This is a genomic window from Nitrosomonas communis (assembly GCF_900114745.1).
Taxonomy (GTDB): Bacteria; Pseudomonadota; Gammaproteobacteria; order Burkholderiales; family Nitrosomonadaceae; genus Nitrosomonas; species Nitrosomonas communis_A.
On the sequence record NZ_FOUB01000005.1, the window covers coordinates 20,038 to 34,288 of the forward strand.

Genomic DNA, 14,251 nt, shown 5'->3' on the forward strand with positions numbered 1-14,251 from the left:
TGGATTTATTTTAATGTCGGGTTGTACCGATTCTATTTCTACTGCCAATAAGCTTCTGCAGCAGATCCAGCAAGGACAGACTGAAATAGTTGAGCGAAATTTTGATCCCGCCCAGATTACTCGAGGGCGGGCAATTTTCCGCGAGAATTGTGCTGTTTGTCATGGACCAAATGCTGAAGCAACACCCAATTGGAGGAAGCCATTGGAAAATGGGCGGTACCCGCCGCCTCCTTTGGATGGCACGGCGCATGCTTGGCATCATTCGACTGAGGAATTGAAACGTTTTATTTTAAAGGGTGGCCCTCCTGGAGAGGGCCGTATGCCCGGCTGGGAAGGTAAACTTACAGAACAGGAAATAGATGATATTCTTGTTTGGATTAAGTCTTTATGGCCGAATGAAGTATATGATACTTGGTATAAACGAATTGAGCATCGGCAATAATTTGTTTTATTAAGCATAAGCAAACTGACTTCGATAAAAAAGCAGTCTGGCTTCTGTTTTTCTTAAGCGTGCGTTAAATAGATAGTTATTCCATTTCTACATCAAAACTGACTTTGTCGGTTTCACCTTGCCGTATAATTTACACTGTCTGCGGCTTGCCTTCGCGTGATTTTTGATTTGGAAATGGAATAAGTAGCTGCGAGCGGATGTCTTGCGCTTTAAACATGCATCCAATGCTTGCTTGATTTCGCTCACAATCAAACTACCTCCTACCGATGCTTTTTCTATAAAGGGCGCCAGAAAAGCAACTTCTTCTTCATGGAAAAGGTTCTCGCGCCGTCTTCCACCACGGGTGGGCTTTTGGCTGTATCATGTATGCCGCCATTGCTGATAAGACGCAATCGAAGCTGGCACGCCCAGCCTATTGATCCACCTATTGCTGTAGCTGTCCGCTCCATTTATAAGCCAAGTTCCAAAGGTAGTACTACAGCCTGTGCTTGTTTTAATTCTTCAATTTTCGTGCATCAACCAACAAATCTTTTGCTTGTTCCAGAACTTCTTTACCACTGGCTACTCGTGCCATTACCATACTTCCTTTGATAAACTGCTTCTATCATTTCACTTATGAAGTAGAAGTAGAATTACTCAGTATTTAATAATGAGTGACTGATGGCGCGCCCAACACGATTCGAACGTGTGACCCCCGCCTTCGGAGGGCGGTACTCTATCCACTGAGCTATGAGCGCTTAAAACTTTAAATTCCAATTATGGAATTACGATAAAGAAAAATCCGTCTGGATTTATTCCTTTAACCCAGACTTTGGCAAAGCTGGATAAATACGGACAACTTTGACTACTTGATTTTTTGTTTGAATAATCTCCAGGGGATATCCAGCTATATTTAACCCAATCCCAGCCTCTGGGATATCCTGAAAATGCTCCAAAATCAAACCGTTTAAAGTTTTGGGTCCATCTAAAGGCAATTGCAACCCAAGTTTCCGATTAAGATCACGTAATAAAACACTTCCTTCTACAATTATACTACCATCTGGCTGCCGAATGAATGTGCTAGTCTGAGTAGGTGGGTGTGTTGTGAATTCACCAATAATTTCCTCGAGAATATCTTCCAGGGTTACTAATCCTATCCACTCACCATACTCATCAACAACCAAACCTATTCGTTTCCGATTTTCCTGGAATAGTTGCAATTGTGAAAACAAGGGGGTGCCAGAAGGAATGAAGTAAGGCTCTTGCATAACTTTCTCAAGTATTGTCGCAGTAATTTTTCCACCTCTCATTTGATTGAATATTTTGCGTACGTGAATGATTCCGACTACATTATCAAGATGTCCACGATATACCGGCAATCGAGTATGGTGGCAAGTCAGTAATTGATCATGGATGATTTCATCATCAGCTTCCAGATCGATGGCTTCGATCTGGCCTCGTGGCACAATGACATCGTCAACGGTAACGGTTTCAAGATCAACTAGATTAATCAGTACGGTTTGATGTTTCTTCTGGATGAAATGGCCGGCTTCCAGAACAAGTGTTTTAAGTTCTTCGGGGCTGATTTTATGACTTGTATTTTCCTTAACTTTTAGGCGAAAGAGGATTAATAATCCTTGGACGAAAAGATTAACAAACCAAATGACAGGGTAGAAAATTTTTAGCAAGGGGGTTAATACATAACTTGCTGGTAATGCAATTTTCTCTGGATAGGCAGCAGCGATAACTTTGGGCGTAATTTCGCTGAATATCAATATTGCCAGTGTCACACCTATTGTGCCGATAAGTAGCGCCAAATCATTGTGCGCAAAGAATATAGAAACGATTACTGCAACCAGGGTCGCAGCGGCTGTATTTAACAGATTGTTTCCAAGCAAAATGACACCGAGCAATTTGTCGGTGTTGACTAGTAATTGAGTTGTTAAGCGAGCGCCGCGATGCCCCTGTTTAGCGAGATGCTTCAAGCGATAGCGATTAATTGCCATCATACTGGTTTCAGAAAGCGAAAAAAAACCAGATAATATAAGTAATAAAAATAATGCTATAAGTAATATAGATAAAGGTACGTCTTCCAAATGGCTTTATCCTTGTGATTTTCCGCAATTAAAGCGTAAAAACAACTTTAGCTCCATACCAACTTATGAATTGGTTTCAGCTGCTAGCACACATATATTGTTGAAGAAGACTTTCTATCTTTAAAAACTCTATTTCTTTAGCCAATCGAAATAAGCATAACTACTTTGTGGGACTTTCGACTCGGTAAAACGCTTAAGTTCTTCTTGATTCAGTTTTTTATCCCACCACATAGCACGAGCTTCCTTTTGCTGCTCGACCAAGTATGGTCTTTTAGCAAATAATTCTCGCATAAATTTGGTGTGCTCAGATTCATAATTATCTATAGTTGGTTTGCTCATAATAATAATAATTTGTAAACTTTAACCACAATTGATTTGACTGTCTTTGTAAATGTAACTATTGCTAATGATAACTTCAACTGGGTAAATTATAAAAGAAGAAAAAGGATTAAGAAAAGATTAAGCTAATGGTTAATAATGAAAAGCTATTCAAATTTAATGGTAAATTTATATTTATTGGCTTCGGGAGTGTTGGACAGGGATTTCTTCCCTTATTATTAAGGCATGTTGATATTTTACCTGCCCAGATTAGGATTATTGCTGCAGATGAAAGGGGCAGAATTGAAGCAGAAAGTCAAAATATCTCCTTCGAGATTAATCCACTCACGCCGCAGAATTATCGTCCAATACTTAGCTCACTTCTAAAGCCCGGTGATTTTTTGCTTAATGTATCTGTGAATGTATCCAGTCTGGCACTGATTGAATTATGCCACACACAAGGTGCGCTTTATCTCGATACTTGTATTGAGCCTTGGGTGGGTGGCTATGCTGATACCAATTTATCACTTTCTGAGCGATCTAATTATGGATTACGTGAAAAAGCATTGGCGCTGCGTGAGAAATTAGGGAGCGGTCCGACAGCTGTTCTTTGTCATGGTGTTAATCCCGGTCTTGTTTCTCATTGGGTTAAGCAAGCGCTTCTTAATATCGCGCATGATATTGGCGTAAATTTAGAAGTCCTGAAAACGCGGCACCAATGGGCAAAGTTGGCGCAAATGCTCAATATTTCCGTTATTCAATGTGCAGAGCGTGATACGCAAGCAATCCACCCGCCGAAGCAGGTTGATGAGTTTGTTAACACATGGTCAATTGATGGTTTTGTTTCTGAAGGAATACAGCCTGCGGAGTTAGGGTGGGGAAGCCATGAAAAGCATATGCCATTTGATGGAAGGCGTCATGGTTTTGGTTGTGATGCTGCTATTTACTTGGCACGGCCGGGTATTCAAACGCAGGTCTATGGCTGGACTCCGCTTGAAGGAGCTTATCGCGGTTTTTTGATTACACATAGTGAGTCCATTTCCATTGCGGACTATTTAACAGTCAAAGAAGAAAATAAGCTTTGCTACCGTCCAACAGTTTATTATGCGTATCATCCTTGTGATGCGGCCGTTCTTTCGATACACGAGCTCAATGGAAAGAATTTTAAGCTGCAATCAAAAACTCGCTTGCCTGTGGATGATATTTTTGATGGTGCCGATGAGCTTGGGGTATTGTTGATGGGGCATGTCAAGGGAGTATATTGGTATGGCTCGGTACTGTCTATTCATGAGGTGCGAAAGCTTGCTCCTTACAACAATGCCACTAGCTTGCAAGTAGCGGCGGGTATATTAGGGGGGGCAATTTGGGCCATGAAAAACCAGCAAGCAGGTATTGTTGAGCCCGATGAAATGCCTTTTGAGGACATTCAGAAAGTGGCGGCTCCTTACCTGGGAAAAATGGTGGGGCAATATAGTGACTGGACACCACTTAGCGGACGAGGGGATCTGTTTGAAGAAGATTTGGATAAAAGCGATCCATGGCAGTTCAAGAATTTTCGTGCTACTTGAGTGGGTGATAAGTGACTTTTATTTTTAAGGTTGAGAGGAGACTCCAGCAGAGTGTATTGCTTGATTTGCAATGCAATATAGCCATGTAGGCGATTTTTAGCTCAGTATTGAAAAATAATGTTTCACGTGAAACATTATTTTTGAAGTTAATTTTTTATGAATAAAAATGCTGAATGGCTTAGAATTGACAATAATTTGATTACCGGTTTTACAACGCACATTTATGAGCTTTTCGGAAAACTTTGATGTTATCGTGGTAGGCGGGGGTCATGCAGGAACAGAGGCAGCGCTAGCGGCCGCTCGCATGGGGCAGAAAACATTGCTGCTTACCCATAATCTCGAAACGTTAGGGCAGATGTCCTGTAATCCATCCATAGGCGGTATAGGTAAAGGGCATTTGGTCAAGGAAATCGATGCCTTGGGTGGAGTGATGGCTGAGGCTATAGACGATGCGGGGATCCAGTTTCGAATGCTTAATTCAAGTAAAGGTCCGGCTGTGCGTGCGACGCGCGCTCAGGCCGATCGCGTGCTTTATCGTCAGGCTATTCGCAGGCGTCTGGAGAATCAGCCTAACCTATGGTTAATTCAACAGGCGGTAGATGATCTGGTGCTGCAAGGTGATCGAGTCGTGGGAGTAATTACCCAGCTTGGCGTTAAGTTCTTTGCCCAAGCAGTCATCTTGACAACCGGTACTTTTTTGGCTGGGTTGGCGCATGTGGGTAATAATAATTTTCAAGCTGGCAGAGCGGGCGATCCGCCCTCCATCAGCCTTGCGCGACGACTGCGTGAGATGAAATTGCCCGTTGGGCGCCTCAAAACCGGCACACCTCCGCGTATCGATGGGCGCAGCATTAATTATCCTTTGCTGCAGGAGCAGCCTGGTGATGATCCTGTGCCGGTATTTTCGTTTCTAGGTAATGTGGCACAGCATCCACGCCAGATAGCTTGCTGGATGACGCGCACAAATCGTCAGACACATGACATCATTCGCGATGGCTTGGATCGTTCACCTTTATTTACAGGAAAAATAGAAGGAATAGGGCCACGTTACTGTCCATCAATCGAAGACAAAATCGTTCGTTTTTCCGATAGAGATTCGCATACAATTTTTCTTGAACCCGAAGGACTGGATACGCATGAGGTGTATCCTAATGGTATTTCGACCAGCCTGCCTTATGATGTGCAAGTTAATTTGGTGCGATCGATCAAGGGGCTAGAGAATGCGCATATTACCCGCCCTGGTTATGCCATCGAATATGATTATTTTGATCCACGCACACTTAAAAGCTCACTAGAAACTCGAGTTATAGAAGGGCTGTTTTTTGCAGGCCAGATTAATGGAACAACGGGTTATGAAGAAGCGGCTGCACAGGGATTACTAGCTGGGTTAAATGCAAGCCTCAAAGTGCAAGGACGCGCAGCATGGTGTCCACGCCGTGACGAAGCCTATTTGGGTGTACTCGTGGATGATCTGATAACTCGTGGTGTGACGGAGCCTTATCGCATGTTTACCAGTCGTGCAGAATATCGTTTGCAGCTACGAGAAGATAATGCAGATATGCGATTGACAGAAATAGGTTATCGCTTAGGAATAGTCAGCGAATCGCGTTGGCGAGCGTTTGTGCTTAAACGTGAGGCCATTGAAACCGAGCAAGAAAAATTACGGAAGATATGGGTGCGCCCGGGTATGTTGCCAGAAGCGGATTTAATCAATGTACTTGGTAAGACCATAGAAAAGGAATATTCGTTATATGAATTGTTGCGCCGCCCGGATGTGACTTATGCCGGATTAATGGCATTGCTAGGCATAGAAGATAGCATGACTGATGAAAAAGTTATTGAGCAAGTGGAAATCAAGGTTAAATATGAAGGGTATATTGAGCGGCAAAAACAGGAAGTCGCTCGCTATAGTGTCTATGAAATGACGAGGCTGCCAAAGGACATCGATTATGGAAGCGTACGCGGTCTTTCCAGTGAAGTGCAACAAAAGCTGAATCAGCATAAACCTGAGACGATCGGTCACGCAGCGCGCATTTCTGGAATCACGCCTGCGGCCATTTCCCTGTTACTGGTCCATCTAAAGCGCGGTTTCGTGTTGTCAGAAATAAAATAAAATATGAGTTTAGAAAAACAGCTACTGGAAGGTCTTGATAAGCTTGAGGTTGGTCTGCCTGAAGAGAGGGGGCGGATTACTACCTACTTGCTGCAATATATCCATTTTCTGGATAAATGGAATCGTGTCCATAATCTAACCGCCGTGCGTAAACCAGAAGAAATGGTAACCAAGCATGTGCTCGATAGCCTGACATTGCTCCCTGTCATTAGCGGGACTCATCATGCTGATGTCGGCGCTGGCGCGGGCCTGCCTGGTATTCCATTGGCGATTGTCCGATCAGATTGGCATCTGACCTTAATTGAAAGCAATCAGAAAAAAGCTGCTTTTTTAAAACAGGGCTGCATTGAGTTAGCGTTGAAAAATATCGAGGTGGTTTGTGAGCGTGCTGAGCGCTTCTTTCCCTCTGAGAAATTCGATATAGTTATTTCTCGGGCTTTTGCTGATCTGAGCACTTTTGTCAAATCAGCAAATCATTTATGTGCTAAGCATAGCAAAAGCAGATTGATCGCGATGAAGGGCCGATTTCCCGATGCCGAGCTAATGCAGTTACCTGCACAATTTGAAGTTGAAAAAGTATTGCGTGTTATGGTGCCTGGTTTGAGAGCTGCCCGGCATCTCATCGTTATTAAGCCAGATCTCGGAAATCGAGATTAAGGAGTTGGTGTTGTGGTAAAAATTCTTGCGATCGCTAATCAAAAAGGAGGGGTCGGTAAAACAACAACCGGTATCAATCTGGCTGCAAGTTTGGCTGCTATCGGTAAGCGTGTGCTTCTGGTGGATCTCGATCCCCAAGGAAATACTACCATGGGAAGCGGCGTGGATAAACGTAGCTTGTTACAGACGGTTTACCATGTTTTATTGGGCGAGCAGTCCATCACTGAGGTAAGAGTGGCTTCTACGCCGGGTAAATATGATTTGATTCCGGCCAATCAGGAACTAGCTGGTACAGAGGTGGAGATGGTCAATTTGGAACAGAGGGAAACGCGCCTCAAAGCAGCCCTTCAACCTGTAAAGGAAGAATATGATTTTATTCTTATGGATTGCCCTCCATCGCTCAATTTACTGACATTGAATGGTCTGTGTGCCGCACACTCAGTAGTGATTCCAATGCAGTGCGAATACTTTGCACTGGAGGGACTGAGTGATCTGGTCAATACTATCAGAAAGGTACGGCTTAATTTTAACCCTACGCTTAAGATTGAAGGTTTGTTGCGGACCATGTTTGATCCTCGTAACGTTTTGGCCAAGCAGGTCTCCGACCAACTGCAACAGCATTTTGGCAATAAAGTGTACCGGACTGTAATTCCGCGCAACGTCCGATTAGCGGAGGCGCCCGGATTTGGTGTGCCTGTTTTATTCCATGACAAATTATCAAAAGGGTCGCAAGCTTATCTTGCCCTTGCGAAAGAGATTATGGGCGATGCAGCTTAACATACCGGATTTTCCCGATAAATTAGAAAAAAACAGGTAATCAAAAGCAAATGGCTAAGGTAAAAGGTCTGGGAAGAGGACTAGACGCATTATTATCAAGTGATCACAACGATCATGCGTTAGCAGAATCCTTGCAGTATTTGGATATCAGTTTGCTGCAGCCAGGTAAGTATCAACCCCGTACGAGCACGGATCAAACCTCTCTGATGGAATTATCCGAATCCATCAAGGTGCAAGGTGTGATGCAACCCATTCTGGTACGACCAGTAACTGCGGAACATTATGAAATCATTGCAGGCGAGCGCCGCTGGCGCGCGGCGCAGCTGGCTGGGCTGACCCAGGTTCCCGTCATCATACGTGAAGTACCGGATGAATCAGCACTGGCAATGTCTCTCATTGAAAATATCCAACGTGAAAATCTGAACCCCTTAGAAGCCGCCATGGGCATCCAGCGTCTCATCAAAGAGTTTGGCATGACTCATCAAACGGCCGGTGAGGCACTCGGAAGCTCACGCAGTGCAATTTCAAATTTACTACGGCTGCTTAATCTGGCTGGGCCTGTGCAAGAATTAATGATGCAAGGGAAAATCGATATGGGGCATGGCCGTGCGCTGCTTGTTTTACCTGCTGCGAAACAAGTTGAAATCGGCCATTTAATTGTTCATAAGCAATTGTCAGTACGTGAAACTGAAAACCTGATCAAACGCATCGAGCAAGCTCCTGTAGAAAAAATGGTCAAGCAAGATCGTGACTTGCTACGCCTGCAGGAAGACATTTCTTCCAGGCTGGGCGCCAATGTCGTCATCAAGCCTGGAAAGCGTGGAGCAGGCAATCTGGTTATCCACTATACCAGCTTGGAGCAGTTGGATGGCATTCTCTCTAAATTCTAAGAGACCGCTTGGATTGCTTGTTAAAAGTAAATCATCAAACTCATCAGGAGCCTAATAAGTGAACACGCACATTCTAATCAACCCTGACGTTGCTGCCATCTTTGGCGCACTCATTGCTGATGCAGCATCACTTGGCTTGCACTGGCTTTACGATCCCGCGCGCATTGCAGACATAGAAAAGAATGGGGCGTTAGTATTTCGCCAACCCAATGCAACCGATTATGCAGGGGTAAGCGGCTTTTTTGCACATGACAATAAGCAGGCAGGAGAATCCTCGGGCTATGGAGAAGTATGCCTGTTAATGCTTAAGCATATAGCAAAACACAGCGGGTTCGATCGTGCGGCTTACCAGCTCGAGTTTCGCACTCATTTTGGACCAGGTGGTGAATATGTCGGTTATATCGACTCACCCACTGGCCAGACCCTACGGGTTTTATTACCGCTTGATATTGCCAGCTTCCCGGAAGTATCCGGTGCGGATGATGATCAAATGCCTGCGCTCGCTGCCATTCCCGCGCTGGTTGCTGCGCACCATGGGTCATACGATGCACTTATGCAACGTGTCAAAGAAGCAGTACGCATTACCAATAATAATGAAATCGCCGTTTCCGCAGCGTGCTGTGCGGCAACTGCATTGCAAGGCATATTGAGTGGCAAACCGATGACTCAGGCTTTGACTGATGCTCTCGCTGTTGCCGGGGATGTGCTGAAGCCCACGTTGGAGCAGGCACTTTCCATGGAGATGCTGGATAGCCTATCTGCCGCAAAGTCCTTTGGTTCAGCTTGCCATGTGATGGAAGGACTTCCCCTTGTTTTTCATATCGCCAGGCATGCGCCGGATTACACTACTGCAATCAAAGCCAATATCCGCGCTGGCGGGGATAGCTGCGGACGCGCCATTATGCTCGGAGCATTGGTCGCTGCCCATCAGGCCAAGCAACAAAACCTGGTCTCTTCCATTCCATTATCCTGGCTTGCACGCTATCGCAAACTGGCGATAGCGGCTGAGGCTTGTGAGGGGATTTGATGGGTAGATACCATTTTCAGAATTAGAGTAGGATAAATTCGGTATCAATACCTCGGTTATTCATAATTCGCCTTCTATCTACGCGAGGAAGGTACCATGGATGCCGAAGGGGATTGGGTGGGGCGCAACGGCGCGAGCCAGCTCAACGAAGGTCGATGCGTCCAGGATCAGCAGGAAGGAAGCGCCCTTACGGGTATCCAGCACCACGGAGAGAATCACGCCGTCGTCCTCGTTTGGCGCCTGCGGCTTCGCGACAAACACGGGTTCTCCTGGATAGCAACACTCCTCACGCCAGGTTGAGGCTGTGCCCTTCTCGACATCCACTTTCACCAAGTTGTCGATGAAGTTGCCGGGCACCTGATTACCCGCTCCATAGACATAGCGCTAGCATCGCCCCACGCGACGCAGGTAATCAAAACGCGGTAATTCGATGGAAACTTCCGCAAGATGCTCACCGAAGACATTTTCTCCCCCACCCGCGGCGGCGACCCGGAAGCGTGTGAGCTTTCCTGTAGCGGTAACCGGCTCGGTCGAGCGAAGTCGATCCAGGTAAAGCTGGTCGATGATCGTCGAATCGGGATGGGCTACGATGTCCACAACCACCTCATCCCCTTCCTCAAATGCGTTGATGTGGTGGAAGGCGAAAAATGCCGCACTCCGCGCCGTGCAGATTACCCTTCCGCTTTGCTTCTCCACGATGTGGAATCGGACCCCACGATCCGGTTTCCACTCATAGTTATGAATAAACGGTTTACTGCTGAACCGCAGCTGCAGCGGATTGACCACCAGCGGAAATTCCGCCAGTATCAGGTAACGCTCGGTCATGCCGAACGAGTGAACGTAGCTGGGCATCTTGACAGGGATTGTTGCCACGTGGGACTGTTGGCCTGTCTTCTGATCGATGCTGAAGAAGCGGTATTTGCTCTGCCGGCCGAAATCCAGCATGTAGTTGTAATGGCAGCAGCGAATCGCATCGAAGTGTGGGTGGGCGGTTGCCAGCGGTCCCTTAAACTGGCGATCGTACTCGTATGTCCCAAGCGTGGTCAGTGTGTCTGGGTCGAACCGGACGGCAAGCCGGGACTCAGTGAGGGCGATAACCGCGTCAGCCCACTGGGCAATGTTAACGGAGCTGTTATTGGTGACCTTCGATGAGAACCAGGATGCAACCCGCTGAAAGAGGGATCGGCACGGGTCCGTTGCGAATTCTCCCCGACTGACCTTCCCTTTAGCCATCGCCTCCTCATACGCCTGGCTGCGCAGGTAACGGTTGACATAGGAGATGCGGCCCGCGGCGAAGGCAAACTTGTGCAGCATCGCCAGCCCATCGAACCAATGGTTGTACCTCTGCTCTCCCACCTCGAACCGCGCCGGTCCATTGCGGATGAGTGTACCGGTCAGCCATGCCGGTACTGTACCCAGAACGGGTAGCTGCTCGATGCTGGTTTCCGAATTCAGCGTGGTGAAGCCCGAATAGTAAGACGATTGGCTCATGATTTCCTTTCCGTTTAGCATGTTTGCTAGTGATGAGCGTGGCACACTTTCTTCGGTACCCGAAAGTCTTCATCGGCGATGAACTTCCCTCTCATGCGACCCACTACGGTTTAAGATCAATTGCAGCGTGATAACTCCCATCCATGTAGAAGGGTACAGACGAGTGGTCGTGGATAATGCGCCATTGCCCGTTCATTTTCCGAAAACACATCGTCGTGCGATACCACAGATCCTGGTATTCACCGCCTTTGCTCCCACGCATTCTGTTTAGCGCCGATGCGAACGCCACGTCGCCCTCGACAATGAGATTAACGTCGTGCGCATCAATCTGAATCGAGCCATCCCAGCCTGCAAGCCAAGCCGCGACGCTATCGCGGTCCATTCCACGGCGTTCTAGCGGCGGCGCGAGGTCATAAATCACCGCGTCCGGTGCATAAGCTTCAACGATGGCGTCTGCATCATGATCAGCGTGTGCTCTTACCAATTGCTGGAAAAGCGCTTCGATCTTGGCTCTATCTGCTGTCGAACTCATCTCATGACTCCTTTAATAGTGGTACAATGCAATAGCAAATCGACGGGCGCCATGAAGCTATCTCGCGGATGTTATTCCAGCGCCTAACGCCTGTTAGATGTAGTCGCTAGATGGGATTTGTCATTACGTACAGGCTCTCGCTATACATGGGTCTCTCCTTCACGCTCGCTAAGCCAGGAACTCACAGATATGCTGTGCGATGACATCTCCATCCTCCTCGAGTGCAAAATGTCCCGTATCTAGCAGAGGGAAGTCGAGATTTTTCAGATCGCGTTTATAAGGGTGGGCGCCCGCTATTGGAGCACCATAGTTCATCAGGTACAAACTGAAACGTTCGAGACCGAGATATGAGTAACAATGTTTGTTGAATTCATGATTCTCCTCCTTTTCTGGCTTGTACGCTTCAGCATGATGTTGCGGCTAAGCTGCAACGCTCAGTGATCGATCTTGAACTTCCTTCTCGGCTTAACTGCTGCATTCTCACAACGCGAAACACCAGGCAAACAAGTAAGATAAAGTTACCGAATATCTAGCATACATTAGAATAAAAAGCAACAATGTGTCGGAACTCGAATTCCTCGATTGGATTTTTATTCTCTTCTTTGGATGCGTTGAGGTACGCACATGTAGCAAACAGCGCACTGCACTGTATACAAGGCTTTCAGCTGAACTTGCCTAGGTAAGACCGCGGGGCGCGGCAAGCTCAATGTTCACCATCGAGCACTGCTGCCGATAAAAACCGCTTGGGTTTATCCCTTCGAACATAACTTCCGCACGTGCTTTGCGAATAACTTAGTGGCACAAATTCCGCTCCGCCCGGTAGCACACTTGACCAGGTCAGTGTATTTTCATTCCGACAAAAACCGTGTCACTTGATCATGACTCATCTCCCCGTCTAAGATGGCTGATAATTCGGTCGCCGTTGCGTAGTCGGTAGTACTGATCAAAAAATCCGTGTATCAATCTAAATACTTTGTTTTCATGCCGGCAATGAACGCTATCAGCGTGGGGCTGCGTAACATCAGATTGTAAATAAATGTGTGTTATAAGCCTTTGTTATTGAAAAAGTAATACTGCAAATTCTCATCATCAGGCTTTATTACAACATCTCGCTATTAACCGAATAATTTTCATCTAATGGAGACTAACTCAAATCCAGCCCCAGCCAGTGGTATAATTACACATAAATCAAACCACTATACAAACTGCTTAGCCGGAAATACCAGCTTGAACGTGCAAAGATCGCTAGAAACGAACACAGTCATTAATCTGCTTTACGCCCATCGCCGCTTGCTTCAAAAGAAAAAATTTTAAGCATGTTTCATCACTTCCACTTCCTGTTTTTGATTCAGCGCTACGGACCTATCGATTTATATTATTTATTGGAGGAGAAATGAGTCACACATTGTATGAAACCAAGATTCAGCGCGTGCAACGCTGCGAGCTGGCCGTGCCAGGTTCACGTCCAGAAATGTTTGAAAAGGCGCTGAAAAGCGGGGTGGATTTCATCTTTCTGGATTTGGAGGATGCCGTTGCGCCAGACGATAAAATACAGGCCCGTAAAAATATCATTCAGGCGATTAACGATCTGGACTGGAAAGGGCATGGCATCACGCTGTCAGTACGCATTAACGGACTTGATACGCAATTCATGGTACGCGATGTCGTTGATCTGGTTGAGCAAGCCGGCCACAAAATCGATACCATTCTGATTCCCAAAGTGGGCGTTTACGCAGATGTTTACATGGTTGAAGCCATGCTTAATCAGTTGGAAATGCAGCAAGGGCTGAAAAATAGAATCGGCATTGAGGCATTGATCGAAACTGCGCTGGGTATGGCGAATGTTGAGGATATCGCGCGCAATGGCACTTACGGGCGACTGGAAGCGCTGCATTTTGGCGTGGCAGATTATGCAGCCAGCAATCGCGCTCGCACTACCAATATCGGCGGACTGAATCCGGATTATCCTGGTGATCAATGGCATGCAGCCATCAGTCGCATCACAGTGGCTTGTCGTGCTTTTGGCTTGCGACCAATCGATGGGCCATTCGGTGATATCCAGGATCCTGAAGGTTATAAGCAAGCGGCCAAACGGGCGGCGGCTCTCGGTTGCGAGGGAAAATGGGCGATTCATCCGAGTCAAATTGCATTGGCCAACGAGGTATTTACCCCGCCTCCAGCTGAAATTGAAAAAGCCAAGCGTATTCTGGCGGCATTGAAAGAAGCAGCGGCGCAAGGTAAAGGTGCTGCTTCACTTGATGGCCGCTTAATTGATGCGGCTTCGGAAAGAATGGCTAACAATATTGTGAAAGCTGCTGAGGCAATTGCTGCCAAAAATAAATAGTCAGAAGG

13 protein-coding genes, 1 tRNA gene and 1 pseudogene are annotated in these 14,251 nt (G+C 46.5%); 8 read left to right on the forward strand and 7 right to left on the reverse strand.

All coding sequences use genetic code 11. The features are described 5' to 3' along the window. Positions 1 to 13 precede the first annotated feature (13 nt). The gene (locus BM122_RS03340; protein WP_143083301.1) at positions 14 to 442 is read left to right on the forward strand and encodes a c-type cytochrome; all 429 of its coding nucleotides are present in this window, start codon (positions 14 to 16) and stop codon (positions 440 to 442) included. A 284-nt stretch (positions 443 to 726) separates the two neighbouring features. Here BM122_RS03340 and BM122_RS23095 read toward each other — a convergent pair whose 3' ends face one another. The 4 genes from BM122_RS23095 to BM122_RS03355 form a co-directional block, all read right to left on the reverse strand. Continuing rightward, on the reverse strand, positions 727 to 900 hold the full coding sequence (locus BM122_RS23095) for a hypothetical protein (RefSeq protein WP_177198033.1): 174 nt from the start codon (positions 898 to 900) through the stop codon (positions 727 to 729). Positions 901 to 1,112: 212 nt separating this feature from the next. Then, positions 1,113 to 1,188, reverse strand: a tRNA-Arg gene (locus tag BM122_RS03345). 54 nt (positions 1,189 to 1,242) lie between these two features. Then, positions 1,243 to 2,526: an HlyC/CorC family transporter gene (locus BM122_RS03350; RefSeq protein ID WP_074903648.1), complete on the reverse strand. Its 1,284-nt coding sequence runs from the start codon at positions 2,524 to 2,526 to the stop codon at positions 1,243 to 1,245. 129 nt (positions 2,527 to 2,655) lie between these two features. Then, entirely contained in the window at positions 2,656 to 2,865 is a 210-nt protein-coding gene (locus BM122_RS03355) for a DUF3460 family protein (RefSeq protein WP_074903650.1), read from the reverse strand. Positions 2,866 to 2,993: 128 nt separating this feature from the next. Between BM122_RS03355 and BM122_RS03360 the strand changes: the two genes are divergently transcribed. The 6 genes from BM122_RS03360 to BM122_RS03385 all read left to right on the forward strand — a co-directional run bounded on the left by BM122_RS03360 (position 2,994) and on the right by BM122_RS03385 (position 9,876). Then, positions 2,994 to 4,412 (forward strand): homospermidine synthase, encoded by a 1,419-nt coding sequence (locus tag BM122_RS03360; protein ID WP_074903652.1) that lies wholly within the window; start codon positions 2,994 to 2,996, stop codon positions 4,410 to 4,412. Between the two features lie 223 nt (positions 4,413 to 4,635). Then, positions 4,636 to 6,525 carry a tRNA uridine-5-carboxymethylaminomethyl(34) synthesis enzyme MnmG gene (gene mnmG / locus BM122_RS03365; protein ID WP_074903654.1) on the forward strand — a complete coding sequence of 630 codons (1,890 nt, stop codon included), beginning with the start codon at positions 4,636 to 4,638 and terminating at the stop codon, positions 6,523 to 6,525. Positions 6,526 to 6,528: 3 nt separating this feature from the next. Further along, entirely contained in the window at positions 6,529 to 7,182 is a 654-nt protein-coding gene (rsmG, locus tag BM122_RS03370; protein WP_074903655.1) for a 16S rRNA (guanine(527)-N(7))-methyltransferase RsmG, read from the forward strand. Between the two features lie 12 nt (positions 7,183 to 7,194). Next, positions 7,195 to 7,959, forward strand: coding sequence for a ParA family protein (locus BM122_RS03375; RefSeq protein WP_074903657.1), 765 nt, complete (start codon positions 7,195 to 7,197; stop codon positions 7,957 to 7,959). 50 nt (positions 7,960 to 8,009) lie between these two features. Beyond that, entirely contained in the window at positions 8,010 to 8,849 is an 840-nt protein-coding gene (locus BM122_RS03380) for a ParB/RepB/Spo0J family partition protein (protein WP_074903659.1), read from the forward strand. A 58-nt stretch (positions 8,850 to 8,907) separates the two neighbouring features. Then, positions 8,908 to 9,876 carry an ADP-ribosylglycohydrolase family protein gene (locus BM122_RS03385; RefSeq protein WP_074903660.1) on the forward strand — a complete coding sequence of 323 codons (969 nt, stop codon included), beginning with the start codon at positions 8,908 to 8,910 and terminating at the stop codon, positions 9,874 to 9,876. 78 nt (positions 9,877 to 9,954) lie between these two features. Here the strand turns inward: BM122_RS03385 and BM122_RS03390 are convergent. The 3 genes and pseudogenes from BM122_RS03390 to BM122_RS22185 all read right to left on the reverse strand — a co-directional run bounded on the left by BM122_RS03390 (position 9,955) and on the right by BM122_RS22185 (position 12,214). Continuing rightward, positions 9,955 to 11,388, reverse strand: a pseudogene (locus BM122_RS03390) (carotenoid oxygenase family protein). 82 nt (positions 11,389 to 11,470) lie between these two features. Continuing rightward, positions 11,471 to 11,899, reverse strand: a complete 429-nt coding sequence (locus tag BM122_RS03395; RefSeq protein ID WP_074903662.1) for a YybH family protein — start codon at positions 11,897 to 11,899, stop codon at positions 11,471 to 11,473. Positions 11,900 to 12,067: 168 nt separating this feature from the next. Beyond that, positions 12,068 to 12,214 carry a hypothetical protein gene (locus BM122_RS22185; protein ID WP_218151974.1) on the reverse strand — a complete coding sequence of 49 codons (147 nt, stop codon included), beginning with the start codon at positions 12,212 to 12,214 and terminating at the stop codon, positions 12,068 to 12,070. A gap of 1,078 nt (positions 12,215 to 13,292) precedes the next feature. On the opposite strand from BM122_RS22185, the gene BM122_RS03400 reads away from it, so the two are divergent. After that, complete coding sequence (locus BM122_RS03400; RefSeq protein ID WP_074903664.1) at positions 13,293 to 14,243, forward strand: HpcH/HpaI aldolase/citrate lyase family protein; 951 nt, start codon at positions 13,293 to 13,295, stop codon at positions 14,241 to 14,243. Positions 14,244 to 14,251: the final 8 nt, after the last annotated feature.

Excerpts from the sequence above, each read along its gene's own strand:
- BM122_RS03400 (WP_074903664.1), top strand. The coding sequence starts at position 13,293 with ATGAGTCACACATTGTATGAAACCAAGATTCAGCGCGTGCAACGCTGC.
- BM122_RS22185 (WP_218151974.1), bottom strand. The coding sequence starts at position 12,214 with ATGAACTATGGTGCTCCAATAGCGGGCGCCCACCCTTATAAACGCGAT.
- mnmG (WP_074903654.1), top strand. The coding sequence starts at position 4,636 with ATGAGCTTTTCGGAAAACTTTGATGTTATCGTGGTAGGCGGGGGTCAT.
- rsmG (WP_074903655.1), top strand. The coding sequence starts at position 6,529 with ATGAGTTTAGAAAAACAGCTACTGGAAGGTCTTGATAAGCTTGAGGTT.
- BM122_RS03395 (WP_074903662.1), bottom strand. The coding sequence starts at position 11,899 with ATGAGTTCGACAGCAGATAGAGCCAAGATCGAAGCGCTTTTCCAGCAA.
- BM122_RS03380 (WP_074903659.1), top strand. The coding sequence starts at position 8,010 with ATGGCTAAGGTAAAAGGTCTGGGAAGAGGACTAGACGCATTATTATCA.
- BM122_RS03360 (WP_074903652.1), top strand. The coding sequence starts at position 2,994 with ATGGTTAATAATGAAAAGCTATTCAAATTTAATGGTAAATTTATATTT.
- BM122_RS03340 (WP_143083301.1), top strand. The coding sequence starts at position 14 with ATGTCGGGTTGTACCGATTCTATTTCTACTGCCAATAAGCTTCTGCAG.
- BM122_RS03355 (WP_074903650.1), bottom strand. The coding sequence starts at position 2,865 with ATGAGCAAACCAACTATAGATAATTATGAATCTGAGCACACCAAATTT.
- BM122_RS23095 (WP_177198033.1), bottom strand. The coding sequence starts at position 900 with ATGGAGCGGACAGCTACAGCAATAGGTGGATCAATAGGCTGGGCGTGC.